A 25,112-nucleotide genomic window follows, 5' to 3' on the forward strand; every position below is an offset into this window, starting at 1 on the left:
CGCGCGGCCCCCGCTCCCTCCGGGCGCTCATCGCGACCGCAGCGCGGAGAGTGTCAAACTACGACGATTTTCGTACAATGGCGGCGTCCATACGAGGCGACGAGGAGCAGCCGTGCAGACGCAGACCCCGCCGACCGCGCCCCGGAGCCAGGGCCAGGCCCAGGCGACCGGCCGCTCCCTGGAACATCCGCGGCGCGAGGCGATGCGCCTGGAGGATGTGCTGCACGCGCTGTCCGACCCCATGCGGATGCGGGTGGTGCGGACGCTGGCGGAGGAGTCGGAGGAGCTCTCCTGCTCGGTCTTCGACCTTCCGGTCAGCAAGTCCACCACCACCCACCACTTCCGGGTGCTGCGCGAATGCGGCGTGATCCACCAGGTCTACCGCGGCACCGCCAAGATGAGCGCCCTGCGCCGCGAGGACCTAGACGCGCTGTTCCCCGGTCTGCTCGACAGTGTCCTGGGCGCCGCCGCCCTCCAGGAGCGGCGCCTCGGCGGCGACCGGGGCTGATGTCCGCCCGGCCGGAAGGTGGTTGAAGAGCAGATTGAGCGCGATCGCGGTGGCGCACCCGGCGCTGATCCCGCTGTCCATCACCGTCTGGAACCAGTTAGGGAACCTCTGGTAGACGCCCGGCACGCCCACCGGCAGCAGCCCGATCGCGACCGACACCGCGACCACCGTGAGGTTGTGGTTGTCCCGGAAGTCCACCCCCGCCAGCGTCCGCAGCCCGCTCGCCGCGACCGTACCGAACATCACCAGACCGGCCCCGCCCAGCACCGGCGCCGGGACCGCCGCGACCAGCGCGCCCAGCTTCGGCGCCAGACCGAGCAGCACCAGCATGCCGCCCGCGGTCGCCACCACCCACCGGCTGCGCACCCGGGTCATCCCCACCAGACCCACGTTCTGGGCGAAGGCGGTGTACGGGAAGGTGTTGAAGACGCCGCCGAGCACGGTGGCGACGCCGTCCGCGCGCAGCCCGTCCGCCAGCCGCCGGCCATCGACCCGGGCGTCCGTCAGCTCGCCGACCGCGATGAAGTCCCCCGTGGTCTCGGTCATGGTGACCAGCCCGACGACCAGCATGGACACCACGGCCGCCGCGTGGAACGTCGGGGCGCCGAAGTGGAACGGGGTGGAGATCCCGGCCCAGTCGGCGTCGCCTGTCCCGGAGAAGTCGGTGAAGCCCAGGGGTACGGCCGCCACCGTCCCGGCCACGATGCCGACCAGGACCGCGATCCGGCCCACGAAGCCGGGCGCGAAGCGCTGCACCGCCAGCACGATGATCAGCACCCCGGCGGCCAGGCCCAGGTTCTTCGGCGCCCCGAAGTCCGCCGCACCCTGGCCGCCCGCCGCCCAGTTGCCCGCGACGGGCAGCAGCGACAGACCGATGACCAGGATCACCGTGCCGGTCACCAGCGGCGGGAAGAACCGCAGCAGCCGCCCGAAGACCGGTGCCAGCAAGGTCATCGCCACCCCGGCGACGATCACGGAACCGTAGATCGCGGGCAGTCCGCCGCCCTCGGTGCCGATCAGCACCATCGGGGTGACCGCCGCGAAGGTGCAGCCCTGCATGATCGGCAGTCGTACGCCGAACCGCCACAGCCCCACGCACTGCAGGACGGTCGCGATCCCGCACAGCAGCAGATCGGCGTTGATCAGATACGCCAGATCGGCGGGCGGCAGCTTCATCGCGCCGCCGACGATCAGCGGCACGGCCACCGCGCCCGCGTACATGGCCAGTACATGCTGAAGCCCGAAGGCGGCGAGCCGGCCGGGCGGCGGTACTTCGTCCACGGGATGGGGTACGGACTGGGATACGGACGTCATGGCGGCTCCTCGCGGGGCGACGGACAAGGGTGACGCGACCGTAGAAGGCTTAAACAATCTGTTGATTGCAGGGCCGTTGCCGCCCTGTGTCAAGCCCCCCGGAGGGATCTGTTCCGTCTTGGTCGCCCGGCAGTCCCTGGTCGCCCGGTAGTCCCTGGTCGTCCGGTAGTCCCCTGGTCGCCCGGCAGACCCTGGTCGTCCGGTAGTCCCCTGGTCGTCCGGTAGTCCCCTGGTCGCCCGGCAGACCCTGGTCGCCCGGTAGACGCTGGTCGCCCGTCAGTCCTGGTCGCGCGCCGCCGTCAGCAGCCCCGTCCAGTCCGGGATCTTCACCTTCGTACGCCCCAGCGCCTCCCCGAGCGCGGTCTCCGCCTCCTCGATCCGCAGCCAGCCCGTCCACTCCACCGGCTCCAGCCCCGCCTCGCGCAGCGCCCGCAGCGGAGCCTCGGCCACCGGGCGGGCGGCGAGGGCGTCCGCGTCGGACAGCAACGAGGCGATGGTCTCCTTCGCGCAGGGCCGGTTGGTGCCGATCACCCCGGTGGGCCCGCGCTTGATCCACCCCGCCACGTACTCCCCGGGCGAGGGCGCACCGCCGCGCAAAACCCGCCCCGCCGCATTGGGGACCGTGCCGCGCTCCGCGTCGAACGGCAGCCCGGGCAGCGGCACACCCCGGTAGCCCACCGACCGCAGGACCAACTCGGTCTCGATGTCCTCGAAGACACCCGTGCCCGCGACTCCGCCGCGCCCGTCCGGTGCCGTCCGTTCGAAGCGCACGGCACGCACCGCGCGCTCGCCCAACAGCGCCGTCGGCCGGAGGAAGAAGCGCAGATGGAGCCGGCGTGGGCGGCCCAAGGGCTCCCGGCGCGCCCAGTCGCGCAGCACCTCGACATTGCGCCGGTTGACCGCCGGCAGTCCGGACGGATCGGCGAACCCCGGGTCCAGCGCCAGCTCCTCCGGGTCCACGATCACATCGGCGCCGGTCAGCGCGCCGAGTTCGCGCAACTCCTTGGTGGTGAACTTCGCCTGGGACGGACCGCGCCGGCCGACCATATGGACATCGGAGACCCGGCTGTCGGCGAGCGCCCCGAGGGCCGCGTGCGGCACATCGGTGGGCCGCAGCTCCTCCGCCCCACGGGCAAGGATGCGGGCGACGTCCACCGCCACATTGCCGACGCCGATGACGACGGCGGAGTGCGCGCCGAGCGCGAAGGCGTCGCGGGGCGCGTCCGGGTGGGCGCTGTACCAGGAGACGAAGTCGGTGGCCGAGAAGCTGCCCGGCATCTCCTCGCCGGGCACGCCGAGCCGCCGGTCGGTCGCCGCCCCCACGCAGTAGACCACCGCGTGATAGAGGTCCAGCAGCCGCTCGGGCACCAGCGGCGGGGGCCCCACGTGCACATTGCCGAAAAAGCTGACGCGGGGGTGTTCCAGGACCGCGCGCAGGGTGTTCTGCAGTGACTTGATCTTCTCGTGGTCGGGTGCGACGCCGTACCGCACCAGCCCGTACGGAGCCGGCAGCCGGTCCAGCACATGCACCGACACGTCAGGGACAGCCTGCTGCTGGACGAGCGCCTGGGCGGCGTAGACCCCACTCGGCCCGGACCCGACAACCGCGACGCGAAGCACGGCGGAGCTCCTTTCGCAGGATGCCTCCAGCATCCCACCCGGCGAGGTGCCGCGTCCGGCAATACGCGCCGGACGACCGGCACGGGTGACGCACGCGCCCCTCGCTCCACCGCCCCCGATCGCCCCACCCGCCCTACCGCAGCTGTCGCATCCGCCGGATCTCACTGCTCTGCTGCGCGATCACATCGCCCGCCATCTCCTCGACCCGGACGTTGTTGCCCTGCGCGAGCACATCCGTGGCCATGGAGACCGCGCCCCGGTGATGCTTGATCATCAGCTTGAGGAAGAGGGTGTCGAAGTCGGCACCCTTGGCGGCGCGCAGGGCGTCCAGCTGCTCCGGGGTGGCCATCCCGGGCATCGCCTCATGGCCCTCGTGCCCGCCCTTGGCGCCGCCCTCCGCGTCGCCGCCGTTCGTGGTCAGCCAGCCCCGCATGGCGTCGATCTCCGGCCTCTGCCCGGACGCGATACGCTCCGCGAGCCGTCTGACCTTGGCGGACTTCGCGCGGTCGGGGGCGAGACCGGTCATCGACAGGGCCTGCCGATGGTGCTCGATCATCATGTGGACGTAGGAGATGTCCGCCGAGTTGGCGGAGTCGTCGTCCCCCGCCTTCGCCGCCTCGTCGGCCGACAGGTGCTTCGCCGCCTCGCCCGGCTTGCCCGGCGCGATGACCGCGGGCTTCCCGTCCTTCCCCTTACCGGTGTCGGCCCGGCCGTCACCCTCCCCGTCACATCCGGCGAGGGCGAATGCCAGGGAAGCGGCGACCGCCACGATCGTGAGAGGTCTGGAGTGGCGTGTGGTACGGCGGTTGGACACCGATGCCTCCTGGGGCGGCAGAAATCTCTTTACGATGACGTTGCCGCGCTGTTGTTGTGTACATGGATAGCGTCATACTGCCCACGTCCGTCAAACGTTCAACTCCGAACGGCGACAAGGGACACAGGGAGGACGCAGTGAAGCCGTGGGACAGATCCCCGCAGCGGCGCAGATACCTCGGTGCGGCCATAGCCGGCTTGGGCCTCGTGGCCTCTTTGCTGGCGGCAGGCCCGGCGGCGGCGACACCCGACCCCGGTGACGCCCCGCACAGCAAGCGCGTGACGAAGGGTCAGGCATCCGACGTCAAGGCCGCCATCGAGAACGGCGACATTCCCGGGGTGGACGAGATCGTCCACAGCGACAATGTCAGCCATCTGACGAACATCCCCAAGCAGGACCTCAAGGGCACCAACTCCGACCTGGCCTTCCAGGGCAGGTACGCCTTCGCGGGCAACTACGACGGCTTCGTCATCTACGACATCAGCCGGCCCAGGACCCCGAAGATCGTCAGCCAGGTGCTCTGCCCCGGCGCGCAGAACGATGTCTCGGTCTCCGGGGACCTGCTCTTTCTCTCCACCGACTCCTCGCGCAGCGACAACTCCTGCAACAGCACCACCCAGCCCGCGACCGAGAAGTCCTCATGGGAGGGCATGAAGGTCTTCGACATCAGCGACAAGCGGAACCCGAAGTACGTCGCCGCCGTCGAGACCTCGTGCGGCTCGCACACCCACACCCTGGTGCCCGAGCGCCGGAACGTCTACATCTACGTCTCCTCGTACTCGCCCAGCGAGACCTTCCCGGACTGCCAACCCCCGCATGACGGCATCTCGGTGATCAAAGTCCCGCGCTACGCCCCCGAGAAGGCCGCGGTCATCGACTTCCCCGTGCTCTTCCCGGACGGCGGCAACCCCGGCGGCCCCACCAACCCGGGCGTCTCCCAGACCACCGGCTGCCATGACCTCACCACCTTCCCCGAGCTCAAGCTGGCGGCGGGCGCGTGCATGGGCGACGGCATCCTCCTCGACATCGCCGACCCCGCCAGGCCCCGGGTCATCGACCGGGTCGAGGACAACGTCAACTTCGCCTTCTGGCACTCGGCGACCTTCAACGAGGGTGGCACCAAGGTCGTGTTCACCGATGAGCTCGGCGGCGGCGGTGCCGCGACCTGCAACGCCCAGGTAGGTCCGGACCGCGGCGCCGACGGCATCTACGACATCGTCGGCAAGGGCGACAAGCGCAAGCTGGTCTTCAGGAGCTACTACAAGATCCCGCGTCACCAGGCCGACACCGAGAACTGCGTCGCCCACAACGGCTCGCTGATCCCGGCCAAGGGCCGCGACATCATGGTCCAGGCGTGGTATCAGGGCGGCGTGTCCATCTGGGACTTCACCGACTCCGCCCATCCCAAGGAGATCGGCTACTTCGAGCGCGGCCCGATCTCCGCCGACACGCTGGTTGGCGGCGGGGCTTGGTCCGCGTACTACTACAACGGCTACATCTACTCGAACGACATCGCCAAGGGCTTCGACGTCCTGAAGATCGACGATCGGCGTACCGACAGCGCCCGTTCGGTCCGGCTGCACGAGCTCAACGTGCAGACGCAGCCCGACTACCGCTGATCTTTCAGCCCGTTCAGCCCTGACCGCTCACCCGCTGATCGGTCTCCAGAGTCCCGCCGGGCGGCTTCTCGCCCGGCGGGACACCGAGCTCCCAGTCCAGCCCGTAGCGGTGGAACAGCTCCGCCCGCAGCCGCTCGGGCGGCATCGGCGCCCCCGGCAGCAGCACCGCGACCACCGCGCCCATCAACAGCGCGCGCAGCAGCCGGTAGTCGGTCTCCGGGTCCTGCGAGCCGAACCGCTCCACCGTGTCCCGCAACAGCCCCGCCAGCCGCTGCTGTTCGGGGCACTGGATGAACCCCTCGGCCGTAAGGATCCCCGCCATATGCGTACGCATCAGCCGCGGCCGGTCCCGGGCGAGCCCCAGGACCACATCGATCGCCCGCGCCAACAGCTCCCGCCCGGACCCCTCTCCCTCCGGCCGCGGCTCCCGCTCCAGCCCGTGCGCGAGCTCGGTATGGATCAGCCGGTGCACGGCCGTCTGCAGCAGCTGCCGCTTGCCCGGAAAGTAGTACGACACCAGCCCCCGGGCGGCCCCGGCCCGGTCGGCGATATCGGCGAGCGTCGTCGCCTCATAGCCACGCTCGCCGACCAACTCGACCGTCGCCTCGAGCAGACGGGCCTGGGATCGGCGGCGCAACTCCTCATTGACCGATGCGCTGCGGGGGGACATGCTGTAACTCCTGCGTTGGCTGGCTACTAGCCAATATACTCAGGGGGCGTCTGGTTGTCCGTCGATCCGATCAGGACGACCCACTGTCTCCGCTGGTTCGGGCGACGCGGGGGATCGCCCGAACCGGCGGGTTCGCACCGGCCCTTACCCGCTCTTATGACGCCGTGGCGCCGTCCGGCAGCAGGTCCAGGACGGCGCGCAGGGCGTTCGGCCGCTGCCGCACCGGAAGATGGTCCACCAGATGGACCCGGCACCCCAGAGCCGCCGCACCCCCGTCAGCGCGGTGGTCGTCGCCCACCATCACGGCGTCGTGCGGGGCGACGGACAGGGCGTCGCAGGCCGTACGGAAGAGCCGCGGGTCCGGCTTCTGTACGCCGTGCTCGAAAGACAGCACATAGGCGTCCACCAACGCATCCACGCCATGCGCACGGAAGATCGGACGCAGGTCCCAGCCGATGTTGCTGACCACCGCGATCCGTATCCCGCGACGGCGCAACTCCCGCAGCACCTCGGCCGTATCGGGGTAGGGCCGCCAGGCGGCGGGCTCCATATGGCGGTCATAAAGGGCGTCGTACAACTCGGGGCGGGGGAGGGGAACCTGCCGGGCAAGGCCGGTGTAGGCGGCGCGGTGCAGTTCGGCGCTGCGGTCCCGAACGCTCCACGCCTCGGCCAGATGCGACGGCACCGCGAGCGGGGAGGCGCCGCCCGGGAGGGCGCCGGCGTCCTCCAAGTCACGTGCGTACCGCAGGAGATCCCCCTCCGGTACAGCGGTCCGGGCCCGCCCCAGCGCGGCCCGCAGCCAGGATTCGGTGGACTCGACACGGAAGAGGGTCCCGGAGAAATCGAAGAGCGCGCCCTTGGTCGTCATGGCCTCATCGTGCCCGCTCAGGGCTCAGCGGCTCCAGAGGAGGCGGGTGCGTCTCGCATCACGGCGACGGTCACTGGGGCGGGGGCCCCAGCGGGGACAGATGGTGAGCCGTTCCACCTTCGTCGCGTCCATGACTGCCTCCGCGACCACGGCGCCTGGGAGGGACTGGCGGGCCCGGGAGGCGGAGATGCCGCGCAGCTTCGCGCGCTGAGCGGTGCCCTGGGTGAGCGAGCGCAAAACTCCTTACGGAGAGGGCGAGCGGCCCCCGGGCCGTATGTGCGGAGTAGCCGAGGTGGGCACGTACGCGAACCGAACATATGCGGGTACCCGCCGCGAGGAACCACGACACTCGCGTTCGCCTGGGCGGTAGCACGGCATCGGGTCGAGATCGCTCAAGACCGCGCTCTCCCATCCCCATCGGGGGCCCCAGCGCGCTCGTCCTTAGGGCGCGATGCGTACGCGTAGCCGGCGATCGCCGCGTACACCAGCGCCGCGCCCAGCAGCCAGCCGCCAAGTACGTCGCCGGCCCAGTGGACGCCGAGGTACAGCCGGGTGAATCCGACGCCCAGCACCGATACGACGGCCACGGCGGCCGCGAGCCGCAGCCACTTTGTCGCTGCCCCGTGGAGGGTCATCACCCACAGCACGAGTCCGCAGGCGAGGGTCGCGGTGAGGGCGTGGCCGGACGGGAAGGCCGCGTAGTGGGCCGTGTCCACCGGATGCGCCCAGTGCGGACGCGGCCGGTCGACCGCCGCCTTCACTCCTTGCTGCAAGGCCGCGCCCACGATCGCCGTGCCGACGATCCACGCCGTGAGCAGCCACTCCCGGCGCCAGAGCAGCCACCCGGCCACCACGGCAAGCAGCGCACGCATCGTCAAGGGGTCCCAGACCCAGTCCGTCAGCACTCTGCTGGTCCGCGTCCAGCCGTCGTGCGCCAGGGCGGAGCGGTGCAGGGTGACGGCGATGTCCCGGTCGGTGCTGATCAGCGGCCCCCAGTGGGCGGCGACGAGGGAGAGCAGCGCGAGGAAGAGCGCGAGCAGCGCGGCTGCGGTGCGGGCGGGGTGCTGGGTGGGCGGCTGCATCCGTCGATGATCGCGGACGGGCGGGGGCGGAGGCCAGCAGGCCGGGTGGGCGCCCCTCTGCCCCGGGGCCGTAGCTCTCCTGCGGCCTTGGCGCTAGCCCATGACCCGCAGCGCCGGCACCAGCGTGACCAGGAGCGGGACGACCGGGACGAGGGCCGCCGCGGCCGTCAGTCGCCACCGTTGCGCCGCCGGGAGACGGGAGGCGGGGGCCAGCAGCCGGTCCACGCGCTGCGGGACCTGCGCGAGCGCGCTGGGGCAGGGACCGAATACCCCGCGGTCCTCGTTGAGTTCGACCAGCGCGAGCGCGGTCGTCGTACGGCCGAAGCGCCGCGAGGCGGAGTCGTCGGCGGCCAGCTCGACCAGCCGGTGCACCTCGTCGCGGAACGCCGCGAAGACCGGCACCTGGGGGAAGCCGGTGGCCAGCGCGCCCGAGCAGTGCAGCAGCCAGTGGTGGCGGGCGCGGGCGTGGCCCTGCTCATGGGCGATGACGGCGTCCAGTCGGCGGCCCTTGAGACGGCGCAGCGCCGCCGTGGTGATGACGAGCTGCGGCGTGGGGCCCGGCAGCCACCAGGCGGCCGGCTTGTCTCCCTCCAGGACGGCCAGACGGTCGCCGGAGGTCTTCTCACCGGGCAACACGGGGGAGCGGGCGAGGAGTTCGGTGCGGTGCTGTTTGCGCCACCCCCGGGCCCGGCCGATCTCGCGGGTGAGCATCACCGCGCTCCAGACGGCCCCGCAGGCGAGCACGAGGGCGACGGGCGCGGCCCACGGGCCGTAACCGGAGAGCGCATACGCCTCCATCACGCCCCGGGGCGCCGGGGCGAAGACATTCCCGCGCACGGCCTTTGAGGCGGCCGCCGCGGTGAGCGCCATGGTGAGCGCGCAGCACAGCAGCACGGCGACGACGACGCACTGCCATACCCAAAGGGCGAGGACGGGTTCGCGGTCGATCCAGGTGGAGCGGGACATCAGGCGCGGCGCGATTGCCGCCGCCAGCGCGCCGAGGCCCATCAGCGCGAGGGGGACCATCATGGCGGTCAGCCTATGATCGCGGCGCTGGGGCGGGTACGGTCGCGCTGACGAAGTGACGCATACCACGCCGTGCGCGCGGAACGGTTCACAGGGTCAGCAGCATCGCGAACATGCCTATGCCCATCGACAATCTGCACGCGTGCCTCACCTCGGGCCGCCGCGACCAGCCTCCGCCGACCGCCCCGGGCCCCACGGCCCCGGGCCCCACGGCCCCGGGCCCCACGGCCCCGGGCCCCACGGCCCCGGGCCCCACGGCCCCGGGCCCCACGGCCCCGGGCCCCGCCGCCCCGGGCCCCACGGCCCCGGAGCCCGCCGCCCCGGCCCCCACCGGCCCGTCCGCCCCACCGTCCGTCATCGGCACCAGCCGCAGCCCGCACCGCACCACATACACGGCGAAGTAGGCGAGCAGCACCCCGGTCAGCAGGGGCACCCCACCCGCCATCCGCCCCGACGACATCGCCATGTGGCCGGCGTCGTGCCGGCCGCCTGTGGTGCTCACCATCATCGCGAGCGCCATATAGACCATCGCCAACGCCCCTATGGCGTGGTGCAGATGGTGCCCCGGCTGCCCCTGGCCTCGCCCCTGGCCGCGCCACGCGGGCAGCAGCGCCCGTACGGCGGCCACACCGAAGACCGCCGCGAAGGCGGGCGGCCCCCACGGCCGGGGGTCCAGCACGGCGGGCGGCACCGCCATCACCGCCATCCCCCACCCCATCAGCGCCTCGGCCCCCGCGACCCGCCGCCCGGGGCCGGGCGGCTCGCCACGCCTCTGCAGCAGACAGTACGTACCCGTGGCCGCGCACAGCGCGACCAGCAACCAGCCGACGAGCGGAGGTCCGTGCACGGCACACCTCCCGGAGGGACGTATACCGGGAGATATCCCCACTCCTGCCGCCGCATACGGGAGCGCACGGGCGCAGTGGGGGGAGCGCGGAAGCGATCCGGCGACACGCGCCAGGCATACGGCACGCGGGGTCGAGTCGAAAGGCATAGGGCACGGCCTGATGTGGCACCGTGAACACGCAGCCCCATGGATCACCGAGAACGCATCACCGAGAAGGAGATTTCGTGTCGAATCCACCGCTCACCGACGCCGCGGTAGAGATGATGAAGAAGCCCAACCCGGCCGTCATCGCGACGCTTCGGGCCGATGGCCAGCCGGTGTCCACGGCCACCTGGTACCTCTGGGACGACGGCCGGATCCTGGTCAACATGGATGAGGGGCGCAAGCGGCTCGAGCACATGCGCAACGATCCCCGGGTCACGCTCACGGTGCTCGACCAGGACAACTGGTACAGCCACATCAGCGTCATCGGACATGTGGCCGAGATCCGTGAGGACAAGGACTTCACCGACATCGACCGGCTGGCCCAGCAGTATCTCGGCAAGCCGTACCCGCAGCGGGACCGCCCCCGGGTCAGCGCCTGGATCGAGATCGACCGCTGGCACGGCTGGGGCGAGCACAAGGACAGCAGCCAGCCCGGCTGACCCGCGCCCTCGGATTCCGCCCCCCGGCGCCGGCGTCGCCCTCGCGGGCCCCGCAGCCGACTTCGGCGGGGAGCCCCGCCGAAGTCGCGAGGGAGCGTCAGGGCCGATAGCGCAGCGGATGGTCCTCGGGGACCTCCACGATCGCGATCCGTACGCCGTCGGGGTCCGCGATCCACATCTCGACCAGGCCCCATGGCTCCTGCTTCGGGGGGCGCACGATCTCGACGCCCTTGGCGACGAGCTCCTTGTGCGCCGCCGTGGCGTCGGGCACCTGGAACCACAGCTGGAGGCCCGGGGCGGGCGGGGTGTCAGAGCGGCCGGAGAGTTCGAGGAAGCCGCCGCCGAGGAAGTAGACCGTGCCGCGCTCGGGGCCGGTTCCGAACTCGCGGTAGATCGCGAGGCCGAGGGCCTCGCCGTAGAAGGTCCGGGAGCGCTCGGGGTCCGTTGGCCGCAGTAGCGTGCGACTGCTCAGTACGTGCACCATGTCCGCGACCCTACGCACCTTCTCCGGCGCGGGGGCGGCTCAGGGTTGGTTCAGGGTCTGAATCCAGCGCGGGCCGCCGTCGGCCGGCCGGGTGAGCCGCCAGAGACCGCTGGAAAGGACCGCCGACGCCCATGGACACCGCCGGCGCCACCGTAGGCCCCACCGCCCCGCTCGCCTTCCGTGCGGCCACCGAGGCCGATGTGGCGGCGCTGGTCGCCCTGATCGAGTCGGCCTACCGCGGGGACGCCGGCCGGGCGGGATGGACGACGGAGGCGGACATCCTGGACGGGCAGCGCACGGATGCCGAGGGCGTCTCGGCCGTGGTGCGGGACGAGGGCAGCCGGATGATGGTCGTCGAGCGGGGCGGGGAGCTGATCGCGTGCTGTCAGCTGGAGAACCGGGGCGAGCATGCCTGCTTCGGGATGTTCGCGGTGCGGCCCGAGCTGCAGGGCGGCGGTCTGGGGAGGGTGATCCTGGCCGAGGCGGAGCGGTTGGCGGGCACGGAGTGGGGCGTCGGTGAGATGCATATGACGGTGATCTCGGTCCGCGAGGAGCTGATCGCCTGGTACGGGCGGCGCGGCTACGTCCGTACGGGGAAGATGACGCCGTTCCCGTACGGCGATCCGCGTTGCGGTGTGCCGCGCCGCCCCGGCCTTGCGTTCGAGCTGCTGGTCAAGGTCCTGGACTGAGCGCGGTCAGGCCGTGTAGCGGGCCGCTTGCCGGATCTCCGGGAAGTCGGTGGTGGCGCCGTCGAGGCGGAGCCCGCGGGCCAGCTTCAGATGGTCGGGGGTGTTCACCGTCCACCCGATGACCTTGAGATCGGCGGCGTGGGCGCGCTCCACCAGCTCCAGGGTCAGCCGGCGGATGTTGAGCACCAGCATCCCGGCCCCCACGGCCCGCGCCCGGTCGATCACATCGAGGCCGTAGCGGCTGGCGACGAGAGCGGTGCGCGCGCTCGGCAGCAGCCGGCGGATCTCGGCGAGGGCCTCGTCGTGGAACGAGAGCACGTCCACGCGGTCCAGCAGACTCCGGCGGGTCAGCACCTCCGCCAGCGCCCGCGCGGCCGCCGTGTCCTTGATCTCGGCCTGGAGCGGCGCCTGTACGGCGTCCACGACCTCCTCGAAGACCGGGATCCGCTCGCCCTCCCCGGCGTCGAGCTCGCGCAGCTCGGCGAGGGTGAAGTCGCTGATCGCGCCCGTGCCGTCGGTGGTGCGGTCCACCTGGGCGTCGTGCATGACCACGAGCGAGCCGTCCTTGCTGAGGTGCAGGTCCAGTTCGATGACGTCCAGACCCTCATGCTCGGCGCGGACGAACGAGCGGAGGGTGTTCTCCGGCTCGACGCCCATCACGCCGCGGTGTCCGATGGTGAGAAAAGTCAACGCTGTCTCGCTCTTCTGTCGGCCTCTGCCGGGGCTCTCCGGCGGGTCTGTGGAGGCAGGCTGCCCGGACCGGCGCACAGCCTAACGGCCGAGGGTGGCAGGACCGCCAGGGCGCGCCCATGGCATGGGTGCACCCGGATGGGGCAGGAAAAACAGCGGCGGTGCGGGTGTGGCGCAGGATAATTTCCCGTACCGTCACTTGAGCAGGGGAAGCGTCCATGGATACGGTGTCTTGACGAGAGTTTCTCCGGTAGAGGAGTGGTCATGACGGAAATCCTTTCGCCCGCGATAGCAGACGGTGGCGTTCTGCCTTCAGAGCGTGTGGTCGAACACCCGGCCTGGCCGATCCTCAAGGGCGCTGTAGAAACGATTCGCCCCTGGCAGTCCAAGGACGGTTCGATCGACTTCGACGCGGAGGGCGCGCCGGCCCATGACCGGGTCCGGGCCACCACCGATCGGGTGATCGAGGCCATTGAGGAGCTGGCCCCGCTGCTTCCGCACGACGCCGAGTACCATCGCGCGGTCGTCGCCGATCTGCGCCGCTGGGCCGACGACGGCTTCCGGGTGCCCGACTTCCTCGACTCGCTGCTCGCCTTCCAGCCCGCCAAGAGCCGCGCCGATGGCCTCCAGCACCTCGTTGTCTTCCCCATGTACACGCAGAACGGCAACCCCGACCGCAATCTGGAAGCCGTCGTGCTGCGTATGGTCTGGCCGGACTGGCTCGCCGAGCTGGAGCGCACCCGCTACGACAACCCGCTCTACTGCGGTCTGGCCTTCGAGGACTTCACCTCCGGCTACGACACCAACTCCGCGGTCCTCTTCCCGGAGACCATCGCCGTCCGCGAGGCCCCCGAGCGGTTCGCCTGGGGCGGCATCTTCTGCGACCGCGAGGCGGCCCGCTTCCGCCGGGTCAGCGAGGCCGCCGTCCGGACGCTGGGCCTCGAACTTCCCGACGACATCCGGGACATGCTCGCCGACCAGCACCGCTGCCAGGAGGCATTCGCCCTGTGGGACATGGTCCACGACCGTACCCACAGCCATGGCGATCTGCCCTTCGATCCCTTCATGATCAAGCAGCGCCAGCCGTTCTGGATGTACGGCCTGGAGGAGCTGCGCTGCGATCTCACCGCCTTCAAGGAGGCCGTGAAGCTGGAGGCCGAGGGCGTCGCACAGGCTCGCGACGTCCAGTACGCGGTGATCTTCGACCGGATGTTCCGGTTCCCCGTCACCGGCGAGCGTGTCCGCAACTACGACGGGCTCGGCGGCCAGTTGCTCTTCGCCTACCTCCACCAGCACGACGTCGTACGCTGGACGGACAACACCCTGCATATCGACTGGTCCCGCGCCTCGCAGGTCACCAACCAGCTCTGCGGTGAGATCGAGAAGCTCTACCGCGACGGCATCGACCGGCCCAAGCTCGTCCACTGGTTCAAGGCGTACGAGCTGGTGTCGACCTACCTCGCACCCCACCCCGGCTCGGTCTGGGCCAAGGGCCCCGACGCCCTGGACCTGACCCAGCCGCCGCGCAAACTCGTCGACGACGTGCTCCCCGACGAGTTTCCGCTGAGCATGTTCTACGAGGCACTGGCCAAGAAGCTGCGCGATGTGGTCGCCTCGACCAAGGGCATCACCGCCGACGGCGGGCACGGCGACGTACGAGCGGCGGCGTGAGTCCCATGGCGGGGAACGCGGCGGGGCCTGCGGCAGGGATGAGCGACGAGGAGACGACGACCATGACCACACCGACGTCGAGCCCGACCCCCAACGAGCCGGGTGGCCAGGGGCCGCTGGACGGCGCGGTGGTGGCGGTGGCCGGGGCGGCCGGCCCGGCGGGCCGCGCCGCGCTGCTCCGCCTCGCCGAGGCCGGGGCCACGGTCGTCGCCTCCGACTCCGACCCCGCCCGGCTCGCGGAGGCCGTGGACGCGGCGCGCTGGGCCCACGGCGGCGCCAGCGTCACCGGCGAGACGGTCGACCTGCTCGACCTGGACGCCACTCGGGCGTGGGCCGACCGCACCGAGAAGGAGTTCGGCCGGATCGACGGTCTGGTGCATCTGGTCGGCGGCTGGCGCGGCGGCAAGACCTTCGCCGACGCCCCGCTCGCCGACTGGGACACCCTCCACAATCTGCTGATCAGGACCGCCCAGCACACCTCGCTCGCCTTCCACGACGCCCTGCAGCGCAGTGGCAACGGGCGCTATGTGCTGATCAGCGCGGCGGGCGCCTCCCAGCCCACCGCCGGCAACGCCGCGTACGCCGCCGCCAAGGCCGCCGCCGAGGCGTGGACGCTCGCGCTCGCCGATTCCTTCCGCAAACTGGGGGGCGAGGGCGGCCCGGCCGCCGCCGCTGCCATCCTGGTGGTCAAGGCGCTGGTGCACGACGCGATGCGCGCGGAGCGCCCCAACGCGAAGTTCGCGGGCTTCACGGACGTCAAGGAGCTGGCCGAGGCCATCACCGGAGTCTGGGAGCGGCCCGCCAAGGAAGTGAACGGAACCCGCCTGTGGCTGACCCCCAAGCCGTGAGAACCGACGCCCGGCGTCACCACGACCCCGAGATACGCGGCTTCGCCAGTGACAACTACGCGGGCGCCCACCCGGAGATCCTGGCCGCGCTCGCCCTCGCCAACGGAGGCCACCAGGTCGCCTACGGCGAGGACGACTACACCGCGCATCTGCAGCACGTGGTGCGCACCCACTTCGGCCCGTACGCGCAGGCGTTCCCGGTCTTCAACGGGACCGGCGCCAACGTCGTCGCCCTGCAGGCCCTCACCGACCGCTGGGGCGCGGTGATCTGCGCCGAGACCGCGCACATCAACGTGGACGAGTGCGGCGCCCCCGAGCGGGTCGGCGGGCTGAAGCTGCTCACCGTGCCCACGGAGGACGGCAAGCTCACCCCCGAGCTCATCGACCGCCAGGCGTGGGGCTGGAACGATGAGCACCGGGCGATGCCGCAGGTCGTCTCCCTCGCCCAGAACACCGAGCTGGGCACCGTCTATACGGTGGAGGAGATCCGGGCGATCTGCGAGCACGCCCATGAGCGCGGGATGAAGGTGCACCTCGACGGCGCCCGGATAGCCAACGCGGCCGCGTCACTGGACGTGCCGATGCGGTCGCTCACCAATGTGGCGGGCGTGGACGTGCTGTCCTTCGGCGGTACGAAGAACGGCATGCTCTTCGGCGAGGCCGTCGTCGTCCTCGACCCGGACGCGGTGGGCGCCATGAAGCATCTGCGCAAGCTGTCCATGCAGCTGGCGTCCAAGATGCGGTTCGTCTCCGTACAGCTGGAGGCCCTGCTCAGCCGCGACCTGTGGCTGCGCAACGCCCGCCACGCCAACACCATGGCCCAGCGGCTGGCCGAGGGCGTCCGCGGGGTGGACGGGGTGAAGATCCTCCACCCGGTGCAGGCCAACGCGGTCTTCGCCCGGCTGCCGCACGATGTGAGCGAGCGCCTGCAGAAGCGGTACCGCTTCTACTTCTGGGACGAGGCGGCCGGCGATGTGCGCTGGATGTGCTCCTTCGACACCACGGAAGAGGACGTCGACGGCTTCGTCACGGCCCTGAAGGAGGAGATGGGCCGCGGGTAGCCGCGAGCGGGCGGGCCGGTCCAGGCCCGCCCAGGGCGCCCCTAGCGGCCGCTGCGGTCCAGGGCGAGGGCCTCGGCCGGAGTGGGGGCCGTGCCGCCCAGGTGGGCCGGGACCCACCAGGTGTCGTCCGCGTCCTTCGGCCGCACCGGATAGGCCCGCTGCGCCGCCTCCAGTAGCTCCTGCACCCGTGACCGCAGCCGGTCGGTCAGCGTGTCCGACGGCTCCGTGGGATCGGCCTCCATCGGCTCGCCGACCCGCATGGTGATCGGGAAGTGGTTGCGGCCCAGCGCCCGCTTCTGGCCCTTGGTCCACAGCCGCTGCGTCCCCCACAGCGCCATCGGCAGCAGCGGTACGCCCGCCTCCTGGGCCAGCCGCGCCGCGCCCGACTTGAAGGTCTTGAGGGTGAAGGACCGCGAGATGGTGGCCTCGGGGAACACGCCGATGATCTCACCGGAGCGCAGCGCCTTCAGGGCATGCCTGTACGCGTCCATGCCGGCCGCTCGGTCCACCGGAATGTGCTTCATCGCGCGCATCAGCGGCCCGGAGACCTTGTGCCGGAAGACCGACTCCTTCGCCATGAAGCGCACCAGTCGATCCGCCGGCCGGGCGGTCAGCCCGGCGAAGACAAAGTCCAGGTACCCGATGTGGTTGCTCACCAGAACCGCGCCGCCCCGCTGGGGGACATTCTCGGTGCCCTTGATGTCGAAGCGCAGATCCAGCGCCTTGAACATGGTGCGGGCGACGCCGATCACCGGCGGGTAGACGAGCTCTGCCATAGAGGGACCCTTCGTCGTTTTCCTGGGAGGCCTCTCCCTGCGGAAGTTACGCAGCCGTAGGTTTCCGGCTTCTGGCAGATGGTGCCCGATGTCGCCTCTCTGTGCTAGCGCGGGGTCCCGCCCGGCCGGGAGATCCTCATCACGTCGGGGGTATCTCCGCATCACCTCGGGGAATCTCCGAGGACACTGTGACGCTGCACGGATGACGGCGATCGGGAGGACACAGGTGCGGGACGGGCGGCACGACGGGGGCGGCGGCGTGGCCGCGATCGGGCGGCGGCTGAGCGCCGCCGAGCTCGGTACGCAGCTGGGGGAGCGGGCGACGCTCGTCCAGTTCTCCAGCGCCTTCTGCCAGCCCTGCCGGGCCACCCGGCGGACGCTGGGCGAGGTCGCCGCCATGGTGGAGGGCGTGGCCCATGTCGAGATCGACGCCGAGGCGCACCTGGAGCTCGTACGCGCCCTGGAGATCGCCCGCACCCCCACCGTGCTGGTGCTCGACGCGGCCGGAAGGATCGTCCGGCGCGCCTGTGGGCAGCCGCGCCGGGCGGATGTCATCGCGGCCCTCGGTGATGCGGTGTGCTCTCTGTGATCTCCCGCGACTGCCCGCACTTGACGGTGTGCACCGGGCATCGTCAGGGTGATCTCATGCGGCCTGGACTCCTTCTGTACGGACGTGTGCACGTGGACCTGGTGCGGCCCGCGAGCGCGCGGTGTCCGAGCGGGTGAGCGACGACGACGGCACCGCTTTCCCCGCCCGTACCTCTGGCAGAAGGACTCCTTCCATGACGGCAACACGCGATCTCGGCACGTCATCGCTCGCCGCCCCCGACCTCTTCCGCTCGGTCTTCCGGCAGCATGCCGCCGGCGTCGCCGTGATCACCGCGCACGGCTCGCGCCCGGTCGGCTTCACCGCCACCTCGCTGGCCTCCGTCGCCGCCGAGCCGCCGCTGCTCTCCTTCGGCGTCGGCACCGGCTCCTCCAGCTGGCAGATCCTCCAGGACGCCGAGCACTTCGGTGTTCACATCCTCGGCGAACATCAGCGGGAGCTGGCCGCGACCTTCGCGCGCAGCGGAGTGGACCGCTTCGGCCCCGGCACCGGCTGGCGCTCGGGGCCGGAGGGGGTGCCGGTGCTGGACGGGGTGGTGGCGTGGCTGGTGTGCCGAGTGGTGGCCCGCATACCCGCCGGGGACCACCGGGTGATGATCGGCGAGGTGACCGCGGGCGATCCGTCCGGGGCCGGTCGGCCGCTGCTGTATCACCAGGGTCGCTTCAACGCGCTGCGCGACTGATACGTCCCGCTGATCGCCCGTTGGATAGGTCACAGTTCAACCGGGTTGCGTCCGGGGAAAGCGGTGGGTGTACTGGCGAGTAAGCGGTGGGTGTACTGGCGAGTAATGTTTCGTTCGGCGCATGGGCCGCCCTGACCGGAAAACCGTCCCGGGCACCGCCCGGGTACCGCCCTCGAAGGCGCCTATGCTGCCAGAAACAAGGCAGCTCGGAAGAGACGATGCAGTAGGAGAGCCGGCGTGAGCCTGAGGATCGTTGTCTGTGTGAAGTACGTGCCCGACGCCACCGGCGACCGGCACTTCGCCGAAGACCTGACCGTCGACCGCGACGATGTGGACGGCCTGCTCTCTGAGCTGGACGAGTACGCGGTCGAGCAGGCACTGCAGATCGCCGACGAGGCGGACGACGCGGAGATCACGGTGCTGACCGTGGGTCCGGAGGACGCCAAGGACGCGCTCCGCAAGGCGCTGTCCATGGGGGCGGACAAGGCCGTGCACGTCGAGGACGACGATCTGCACGGCACCGATGTGCTGGGCACCTCGCTGGTGCTGGCCAAGGCGGTCGAGAAGACCGGCTACGACCTGGTCATCTGCGGTATGGCCTCCACCGACGGCACCATGGGCGTGCTGCCTGCGATCCTCGCCGAGCGTCTGGGCGTCCCGCAGGTCACGCTGCTGTCGGAGGTCTCGGTCGAGGACGGCACCGTCAAGGGCCGCCGTGACGGCGACACCGCGACCGAGCAGCTGGAGGCGTCGCTGCCGGCGGTGGTCTCGGTGACCGACCAGTCCGGTGAGGCCCGCTACCCGTCTTTCAAGGGCATCATGGCCGCCAAGAAGAAGCCGGTGACCTCCTGGGACCTGGAGGACCTGGAGATCGAGGCGGACGAGGTCGGCCTCGAGGGCGCCTGGACGGCGGTCGACGGCGCCGCGGAGCGCCCCGCCCGCACCGCGGGCACGATCGTCAAGGACGAGGGCGACGGCGGCAAGCAGCTCGCCGAGTTCCTCGCGGGCCAGAAGTTCATCTGATCCCCGTCCCCGCCGCCCCCAGACATTCCGCATCCGCAGGAGAGCGATTCCCATGGCTGAAGTCCTCGTCTATGTCGACCACGTGGACGGTGCCGTCCGCAAGCCCACCCTTGAACTGCTGACACTGGCCCGCCGGGTCGGCGAGCCCGTCGCCGTGGCCCTGGGCTCCGGTGCCGAGGCCACCGCCGCCACCCTCGCCGAGTACGGCGCGGCCCGGGTGCTGACCGCCGACGCGCCCGAGTTCGCCGACTACCTGGTGGTCCCGAAGGTGGACGCGGTGGAGGCCGCGTACCAGGCCGTCTCCCCGGCCGCCGTCCTCTTCCCGTCCTCCGCGGAGAGCAAGGAGATCGCGGCCCGTCTCGCGGTCCGGATCGGCTCGGGCATCATCACCGACGCCGTCGACCTGGAGGCCGGCGACGAGGGCCCGGTTGCCACCCAGTCGGTGTTCGCCGCCGCGTTCACCACCAAGTCCCGGGTCACCAAGGGCACGCCGGTCATCACCGTCAAGCCGAACTCGGCCGCCCCGGAGGCCGCTGCGGCCGCGGGCGCCGTCGAGCCGCTGGAGGTCTCCTTCGGCGACAAGGCCACCGGCACCAAGGTCACCTCGCGTACGCCGCGCGAGTCCACCGGGCGCCCGGAGCTGACCGAGGCCGCGATCGTGGTCTCCGGCGGCCGTGGCGTGGGCGGCGCTGAGAACTTCCCCGTCGTCGAGGCGCTGGCCGACTCCCTCGGTGCCGCCGTCGGCGCCTCGCGCGCCGCGGTGGACGCGGGCTGGTACCCGCACACCAACCAGGTGGGCCAGACCGGCAAGTCCGTCTCCCCGCAGCTGTACGTCGCGGCGGGCATCTCGGGCGCGATCCAGCACCGTGCCGGTATGCAGACCTCGAAGACCATCGTGGCCATCAACAAGGACGCCGAGGCCCCGATCTTCGACCTGGTCGACTACGGCGTGGTCGGCGACCTCTTCGAGGTCGTCCCGCAGCTGACCGAGGAGGTCAAGACCCGCAAGGGCTGACCCGTTCGACCCGTCCCGGCGACGTCCGCGAGGCCCCGTACGCATCCCGCGTACGGGGCCTCGCGCCTGCGAGGGGGGTGTTGACCCGCGGTCAGGCCCCGGATAACTTCGCTGGGCGGATTGTTCATTCCGCAGCGCGGAATGACGGAGGTGTAGGCATGGCGCGGCGCGAGACGGTGAAGACCAGCCTTCCGGGCGCCGTACGGGAATCCCTCGCCGCATCTCTCGCCGGCGTCGACGCCGAACTCGCCCGCCGTTACCCCGGCGACCCCGGCACCCGCCAGCCCGTCCACACCGTCTACGTCCCCGCCGACCTCATCACCGCCGGCACCGTGCGCGACTGGGGCGACCAGGCGCTGGCCCTCCTTGACCGGCACGCCCCCGACGCCGCCTCCTTCGCCGCCGTCCTCTCCCTCCCGGACGACCTGTCCGGGCCGGTGTACGCGCGCACGCGCGCCAAGCTGGAGCGCGAGCCCGTGGAGGACCTGCGCATCGACTTCGAGGACGGCTACGGCCCGCGCCCCGACGCCGAGGAGGACGCCGCAGCCGCCCGCGCCGCCTCCCTCGTCGCGGCCGCCTGCGCGGCGGGCACCGCGCCTCCTTACGTGGGCATCAGGATGAAGTGCCTGGAGGCCGCCGTGCGCGACCGGGCCATCCGCACCCTGGACATCTTCCTCACCGGTCTGACGGAGGCCGGCGGGCTCCCGGCGGAACTGGTGCTCACCCTCCCCAAGGTGACGTACCCCGAGCAGGTCAGGGCCATGGTCCGGCTGTGCGAGGAGTTCGAGAGGGCGCGCGGGCTCACGGCGGGCCGGATCGGCTTCGAGATCCAGATCGAGACCACCCAGGCGATCCTCGGCCCGGACGGCCGCGCAACCGTCGCCCGTATGATCGACGCCGCCGAAGGGCGGGCCACCGGGCTGCACTACGGCACCTTCGACTACAGCGCCTCCTGCGGCGTGGGCGCGGCCCACCAGTCCCTGGACCACCCCGTCGCCGACCACGCCAAGGCCGTCATGCAGGTCGCCGCCGCGGGCACCGGCGTACGGCTGTGCGACGGCTCGACGAACGTGCTGCCCGTCGGCCCCGCCGAGCGGGTCCACGAGGCCTGGCGGCTCCACCACCGCCTCGTCCGGCGGTCCCTGGCCCGCGCGTACTACCAGGGCTGGGACATGCACCCCGGCCATCTGCCCACCCGCTACGCGGCCGTCTACGCCTTCTACCGCGAGGGGCTGGAGGAGGCCGCGACACGGCTCGCGGCGTACGTGGACCGCACCGCCGCAAGCGGCGGCGGCATCGCCGACGAGCCCGCCACCGCCAAGGCGCTCAGCGGTCATCTGCTGCGCGGCCTGGACTGCGGGGCCCTCGACGGCGCCGAGATCGAGCGGCTGACCGGGCTGGCCCGCGCCGACCTCGACGCGCTGGCCGGGCGCGCCGTGACCACCATCTGAGCCGCCTGGCCACATCCGCTCACCCGGACGTGTCACCCGGGATGCGGCACCGTCCCCGAGGGCGGGAGATGTTGTCATGGCCAGAAGCGCCGTCTCGGCCCTGCTGATCCTGCTCGGGTGCCTCCTCGTACCGGTGTCCGTGCTGACGGTGTGGGTCCATGACAGTCTCCTGGACACCGAGCGCTATGTGGCGACGGTCGCCCCGCTCGCGAAGGACCCGGCGGTCCAGGACGCCGCCGTGGACCACGTCGGCCAGGCCGTCGACATCCGCCGCAACAGCCGGGAGATCACCGCCGACATCGCCGACTGGCTGCGCGCCCACGGCCTCCCGGCCGAGGCCGCCGACACCATCGAGGGGCTGGCGCCGCAGCTGGACGCGGCGCTCGACCAGGCGGTGCGAAGGGTGGCGAGGCACATCGTGCACAGCGACCAGTTCACCGCCGTGTGGACCGGCGCCAACCGCGCTGCCCACACCGCCGTGGTGGACGCCCTCACCGGCAAGGGCGGCGGCCCGGTCCGGGTGGAGGGCGACACGGTCACGCTCAACGTCGGCGTCGCCGTGAAGAAGGTCAAACGGCAACTCGTGGACGCCGGATTCCCCTCGGCGAGCGGCATCCCCGACATCGAACAGCGGCTCGTCCTCTTCCACTCCCACCGGCTCGACACCATCCGGCGCGGGGTGCGCCTGCTCGATCTGGCCGGCAACTGGATGCCCGCGCTGACCGTGACCCTCGGCGGCACCGGAGTGCTGCTCGCCCGCCGGCGCCGCCGCGCCCTGGCCCGCGCCGCCCTCGGCACCGCTGTCGCTTCCCTCGCTCTGGCGCTCACGCTGGCCGTCGGCCGCCGGTACTACCTGGACCATGTGCCGCCGAGCGTGCTGTCCCGGGCGGCCGCCTCGGTGATCTTCGACACCGTCACCCGCTTTCTGCGCGTCACCGTGGCGACCGTGCTGGTGCTCGGCGTGGTCGTCGCGCTCGGCGCCTATCTGACGGGCCCCGGCCGGCTGCCGCGCGCCGTACGGGGCGGGGCCGAGCGGGCAGCCGAGAGCGCGGCGTCCTGGGGCGCGGCCCGCGGGATGCGCACGGGCCGGGCCGGGACCTGGACCGCGGACCACCGACGGGGACTGACGACGACGGCGCTGCTGGTGCCCGCCGGGGTGTTCGCCCTGTGGAACCACCCCACCGTGCTGACGGTGCTCTTCCTGGTGCTGATCCTGCTCGCCGCGCTCGCGGTGATCGCGCTGTTGGCCGCCACCGGCCGCGCCGGTGCTCACGGCAGGGGCCGCTAAGCGGATGCGGCGAAGTCAAGTGCTGATCCTTTTCGGCGTCCAAGCCCTCGGCCAGGCCGAACGGCGAGGGATCAGCGGCGAACTTCACCGCATCCGCCTAGGAGCCCTCAGGGGCTCAGGAGGAGCACGATGAAGATCAGGCAGGCGGCGATATTGACCACCCAGCTGTGGGTGGTGAGCCACTCGCGGACCCGGGGCATCACCCGCCGTGCGCGGTTCCGGAAGAGGAGATAGACCAGCAGCGGCAGCGCCGCGATCAGCACAGTGGCGGCGATGAACGGCACCGCCGACACCAGGCCCGCCCCGTGCTGCCGCAAGGACGCCCCGACCGTCAGCATGACCACGATGTCGGACGGCATGACCAGGATGATCAGAAAACCCGTCATGAACGCCCGGTAGGGGCCCGCCTTCATCAGCGAGCCCAGCCACTTCGGAGGCTCGACCGTCTTCCGCCGCACATAGTTCTTCACCGCGACCACCACCAGCAGCCCCACCAGCACCAGTTGGAGGACGGTCGCGAACGCCCCGCGGTCGGACGGGCTGCCCGGCGCGACCGCGTTGCCCAGCAGCCCGAAGATCCGCCTGGCGATGGCCACCCCCAGCGTCGTCGCGAACGCCACCCCGAGCAGAAACGCCAGGGAGACCGGCACCGGCCGCGCGGTGGTCACCAGAACGACGGCGGCCACGATCTGCGGGCCCGCCATCATGGTGACGGCGAGCGGGAGAATCTGGAGATCCATGGCCCGTCCTTCCCGCCGTCGGTCGTGTCTCCATTCGTACGCACCGGCGGCCGCACGGCATCCGGTGCTGCGCCGACCGGGGCCCTCGCGTCGCCTGCGGCGGTGCTCCGGCGACGTAGGCTGAAGACGTTGGGCCCTGGCGGTGCCTCGCGCCGCCGGGCGTGTCCGACGGGAGGCACAGATGAGTTACCCGTTGCTGAATGTTTTCCTGACCACGATGTGGGTCTTTCTCTGGGTGTTGTGGCTGTTCCTGCTCTTCCGGGTGTTCGCGGATCTCTTCAGCGACGACTCGGTGAGCGGCTGGGCCAAGGCGGGCTGGACGGTCTTCGTCATCCTGCTGCCCTTCCTCGGCGTCTGCGTGTACCTGATCGCACGGGGCCGTGAGATGGGCCGGCGCGAGATGAGGCGGGCCGAGCAGGCCGAGGAGGAGCTCCGGGAGTTCGTACGCGAGGCCGGCGGCACCGGTCGCGCGGAGGAGCTGTCGCGCCTGGTGGAGCTGAAGGATCACGGCGACCTCACGGCCGAGGAGTACGAGCGGGCCAAGGCCAAGGTGCTCGCCGCCTGAGAAGGTTCGGCCGCGTGGTGTTCAGTACCGCACCGCGTGGCCGATCTGCGCCGTGATGTGGCCGGTGAGCTTGCGGTGGCTGCGGGCGGTGGCCTGTCTCGGGGTGTTCGGGCGGACCGAGGGGACCCGCAGGAGTGTGGCGTCGACCAGGTCCCCATCCGCATCGCGGAAGTTGACCTCCATCGCGTAGTCCGCCGTGTTGTGGCTCTTGTTGGTGATGGTGATCCGGGCCACGGCCTGTCCGCTCTTGTCGAGTGAGACGGAGCCGGCCTTCACGTCGCCCTTGGCGTTGGCCCCGCCCTTGATCTTCTTCAGCTGCGCCTTCGCGGAGGCCTCGGCAGACCCGATGGCGGCGGAGGCCCGGGACACCGCGGACGACGGCTCGCCACCGCCGTCCGAGCAGCCGGCGGCCGCCGCCGCCAGCGCGGCCATGAGGCTCACCGCGCAGATCGTCCGCATTCGGCGCCCGCTCATCGCGTCTCCCTCGTTCCGCCACTTCGGGTCCCGGCC

At 71.4% G+C, this 25,112-nt stretch carries 27 protein-coding genes and 1 pseudogene; 14 read left to right on the plus strand and 14 right to left on the minus strand.

Features of this window, described 5'->3' with window-relative positions; genetic code table 11:
* The first annotated feature begins 202 nt into the window (after positions 1-202).
* On the plus strand, positions 203-508 hold the full coding sequence (locus ABZU99_RS18800) for a helix-turn-helix domain-containing protein (RefSeq protein ID WP_355946042.1): 306 nt from the start codon (positions 203-205) through the stop codon (positions 506-508).
* Here ABZU99_RS18800 and ABZU99_RS18805 read toward each other — a convergent pair.
* The 3 genes from ABZU99_RS18805 to ABZU99_RS18815 form a co-directional block, all read right to left on the minus strand.
* Positions 422-1,822 (minus strand): nucleobase:cation symporter-2 family protein, encoded by a 1,401-nt coding sequence (locus ABZU99_RS18805; RefSeq protein ID WP_355945834.1) that lies wholly within the window; start codon positions 1,820-1,822, stop codon positions 422-424. The genes ABZU99_RS18800 and ABZU99_RS18805 overlap by 87 nt on opposite strands.
* A 276-nt stretch (positions 1,823-2,098) precedes the next feature.
* On the minus strand, positions 2,099-3,442 hold the full coding sequence (locus ABZU99_RS18810; protein WP_356049359.1) for an FAD-dependent oxidoreductase: 1,344 nt from the start codon (positions 3,440-3,442) through the stop codon (positions 2,099-2,101).
* Between the two features lie 133 nt (positions 3,443-3,575).
* Positions 3,576-4,256, minus strand: a complete 681-nt coding sequence (locus ABZU99_RS18815; RefSeq protein ID WP_355945840.1) for a DUF305 domain-containing protein — start codon at positions 4,254-4,256, stop codon at positions 3,576-3,578.
* Between the two features lie 137 nt (positions 4,257-4,393).
* Here ABZU99_RS18815 and ABZU99_RS18820 point away from each other — a divergent pair, with 137 nt between their 5' ends.
* The gene (locus ABZU99_RS18820) at positions 4,394-5,875 is read left to right on the plus strand and encodes a hypothetical protein (protein ID WP_356049362.1); all 1,482 of its coding nucleotides are present in this window, start codon (positions 4,394-4,396) and stop codon (positions 5,873-5,875) included.
* Between the two features lie 13 nt (positions 5,876-5,888).
* Here ABZU99_RS18820 and ABZU99_RS18825 read toward each other — a convergent pair whose 3' ends face one another.
* The 6 genes and pseudogenes from ABZU99_RS18825 to ABZU99_RS18850 form a co-directional block, all read right to left on the minus strand.
* Positions 5,889-6,545 carry a helix-turn-helix domain-containing protein gene (locus tag ABZU99_RS18825; RefSeq protein WP_356049364.1) on the minus strand — a complete coding sequence of 219 codons (657 nt, stop codon included), beginning with the start codon at positions 6,543-6,545 and terminating at the stop codon, positions 5,889-5,891.
* Positions 6,546-6,699: 154 nt separating this feature from the next.
* Complete coding sequence (locus tag ABZU99_RS18830) at positions 6,700-7,413, minus strand: HAD-IA family hydrolase (RefSeq protein ID WP_356049366.1); 714 nt, start codon at positions 7,411-7,413, stop codon at positions 6,700-6,702.
* Positions 7,414-7,437: 24 nt separating this feature from the next.
* Positions 7,438-7,623 (minus strand): annotated as a pseudogene (locus ABZU99_RS18835) (Ppx/GppA family phosphatase); the annotation flags it as partial.
* A 182-nt stretch (positions 7,624-7,805) separates the two neighbouring features.
* Positions 7,806-8,495: a phosphatase PAP2 family protein gene (locus tag ABZU99_RS18840; RefSeq protein ID WP_356049368.1), complete on the minus strand. Its 690-nt coding sequence runs from the start codon at positions 8,493-8,495 to the stop codon at positions 7,806-7,808.
* Between the two features lie 93 nt (positions 8,496-8,588).
* Positions 8,589-9,524 carry a M56 family metallopeptidase gene (locus ABZU99_RS18845; RefSeq protein WP_355945855.1) on the minus strand — a complete coding sequence of 312 codons (936 nt, stop codon included), beginning with the start codon at positions 9,522-9,524 and terminating at the stop codon, positions 8,589-8,591.
* Between the two features lie 85 nt (positions 9,525-9,609).
* Positions 9,610-10,368: a DUF5134 domain-containing protein gene (locus ABZU99_RS18850; protein ID WP_356227888.1), complete on the minus strand. Its 759-nt coding sequence runs from the start codon at positions 10,366-10,368 to the stop codon at positions 9,610-9,612.
* Positions 10,369-10,592: 224 nt separating this feature from the next.
* Here ABZU99_RS18850 and ABZU99_RS18855 point away from each other — a divergent pair, with 224 nt between their 5' ends.
* Positions 10,593-11,012, plus strand: a complete 420-nt coding sequence (locus ABZU99_RS18855) for a PPOX class F420-dependent oxidoreductase (RefSeq protein WP_355945861.1) — start codon at positions 10,593-10,595, stop codon at positions 11,010-11,012.
* A 97-nt stretch (positions 11,013-11,109) separates the two neighbouring features.
* Here the strand turns inward: ABZU99_RS18855 and ABZU99_RS18860 are convergent, their stop codons facing one another.
* The gene (locus ABZU99_RS18860; protein WP_356049444.1) at positions 11,110-11,496 is read right to left on the minus strand and encodes a VOC family protein; all 387 of its coding nucleotides are present in this window, start codon (positions 11,494-11,496) and stop codon (positions 11,110-11,112) included.
* 131 nt (positions 11,497-11,627) lie between these two features.
* On the opposite strand from ABZU99_RS18860, the gene ABZU99_RS18865 reads away from it, so the two are divergent.
* Positions 11,628-12,185, plus strand: a complete 558-nt coding sequence (locus ABZU99_RS18865; protein ID WP_356049442.1) for a GNAT family N-acetyltransferase — start codon at positions 11,628-11,630, stop codon at positions 12,183-12,185.
* Between the two features lie 6 nt (positions 12,186-12,191).
* Here ABZU99_RS18865 and ABZU99_RS18870 read toward each other — a convergent pair whose 3' ends face one another.
* Positions 12,192-12,875 (minus strand): glycerophosphodiester phosphodiesterase family protein, encoded by a 684-nt coding sequence (locus ABZU99_RS18870; RefSeq protein WP_356049440.1) that lies wholly within the window; start codon positions 12,873-12,875, stop codon positions 12,192-12,194.
* A gap of 264 nt (positions 12,876-13,139) precedes the next feature.
* Here ABZU99_RS18870 and ABZU99_RS18875 point away from each other — a divergent pair, with 264 nt between their 5' ends.
* The 3 genes from ABZU99_RS18875 (at position 13,140) to ABZU99_RS18885 (ending at position 16,455) form a co-directional block, all read left to right on the plus strand.
* Entirely contained in the window at positions 13,140-14,546 is a 1,407-nt protein-coding gene (locus ABZU99_RS18875; protein WP_355945873.1) for a DUF6421 family protein, read from the plus strand.
* A gap of 62 nt (positions 14,547-14,608) precedes the next feature.
* A complete protein-coding gene (locus tag ABZU99_RS18880) occupies positions 14,609-15,394 on the plus strand; it encodes an SDR family NAD(P)-dependent oxidoreductase (RefSeq protein ID WP_356049438.1) in 786 nt (261 codons plus the stop codon).
* The gene (locus ABZU99_RS18885) at positions 15,391-16,455 is read left to right on the plus strand and encodes a low specificity L-threonine aldolase (RefSeq protein ID WP_356049436.1); all 1,065 of its coding nucleotides are present in this window, start codon (positions 15,391-15,393) and stop codon (positions 16,453-16,455) included. Before ABZU99_RS18880 ends, ABZU99_RS18885 begins: the two co-directional genes overlap by 4 nt.
* A gap of 41 nt (positions 16,456-16,496) precedes the next feature.
* On the opposite strand, the gene ABZU99_RS18890 is transcribed toward ABZU99_RS18885, so the two are convergent.
* Positions 16,497-17,231, minus strand: coding sequence for a lysophospholipid acyltransferase family protein (locus ABZU99_RS18890; RefSeq protein ID WP_355945880.1), 735 nt, complete (start codon positions 17,229-17,231; stop codon positions 16,497-16,499).
* A gap of 202 nt (positions 17,232-17,433) precedes the next feature.
* Here ABZU99_RS18890 and ABZU99_RS18895 point away from each other — a divergent pair, with 202 nt between their 5' ends.
* The 6 genes from ABZU99_RS18895 (at position 17,434) to ABZU99_RS18920 (ending at position 23,297) form a co-directional block, all read left to right on the plus strand.
* Positions 17,434-17,820, plus strand: coding sequence for a thioredoxin family protein (locus ABZU99_RS18895; protein ID WP_355945883.1), 387 nt, complete (start codon positions 17,434-17,436; stop codon positions 17,818-17,820).
* A 193-nt stretch (positions 17,821-18,013) separates the two neighbouring features.
* Complete coding sequence (locus ABZU99_RS18900; protein WP_355945886.1) at positions 18,014-18,520, plus strand: flavin reductase family protein; 507 nt, start codon at positions 18,014-18,016, stop codon at positions 18,518-18,520.
* 237 nt (positions 18,521-18,757) lie between these two features.
* Complete coding sequence (locus ABZU99_RS18905) at positions 18,758-19,543, plus strand: electron transfer flavoprotein subunit beta/FixA family protein (RefSeq protein ID WP_355945888.1); 786 nt, start codon at positions 18,758-18,760, stop codon at positions 19,541-19,543.
* Positions 19,544-19,595: 52 nt separating this feature from the next.
* Complete coding sequence (locus ABZU99_RS18910) at positions 19,596-20,558, plus strand: electron transfer flavoprotein subunit alpha/FixB family protein (RefSeq protein WP_355945891.1); 963 nt, start codon at positions 19,596-19,598, stop codon at positions 20,556-20,558.
* A gap of 158 nt (positions 20,559-20,716) precedes the next feature.
* Complete coding sequence (locus tag ABZU99_RS18915; RefSeq protein ID WP_356049432.1) at positions 20,717-22,009, plus strand: aldolase/citrate lyase family protein; 1,293 nt, start codon at positions 20,717-20,719, stop codon at positions 22,007-22,009.
* A 76-nt stretch (positions 22,010-22,085) separates the two neighbouring features.
* Entirely contained in the window at positions 22,086-23,297 is a 1,212-nt protein-coding gene (locus ABZU99_RS18920; RefSeq protein WP_356049430.1) for a hypothetical protein, read from the plus strand.
* A 107-nt stretch (positions 23,298-23,404) separates the two neighbouring features.
* Here the strand turns inward: ABZU99_RS18920 and ABZU99_RS18925 are convergent, their stop codons facing one another.
* The gene (locus ABZU99_RS18925; protein WP_355945900.1) at positions 23,405-24,037 is read right to left on the minus strand and encodes a GAP family protein; all 633 of its coding nucleotides are present in this window, start codon (positions 24,035-24,037) and stop codon (positions 23,405-23,407) included.
* A 181-nt stretch (positions 24,038-24,218) separates the two neighbouring features.
* Between ABZU99_RS18925 and ABZU99_RS18930 the strand changes: the two genes are divergently transcribed.
* Complete coding sequence (locus tag ABZU99_RS18930; protein ID WP_355945903.1) at positions 24,219-24,602, plus strand: SHOCT domain-containing protein; 384 nt, start codon at positions 24,219-24,221, stop codon at positions 24,600-24,602.
* 21 nt (positions 24,603-24,623) lie between these two features.
* Here ABZU99_RS18930 and ABZU99_RS18935 read toward each other — a convergent pair whose 3' ends face one another.
* Positions 24,624-25,076: a hypothetical protein gene (locus tag ABZU99_RS18935; RefSeq protein ID WP_356049427.1), complete on the minus strand. Its 453-nt coding sequence runs from the start codon at positions 25,074-25,076 to the stop codon at positions 24,624-24,626.
* Between the last annotated feature and the right edge of the window lie 36 nt (positions 25,077-25,112).

This window comes from Streptomyces sp. NPDC005266, assembly GCF_040607655.1.
Taxonomy (GTDB): domain Bacteria; phylum Actinomycetota; class Actinomycetes; order Streptomycetales; family Streptomycetaceae; genus Streptomyces.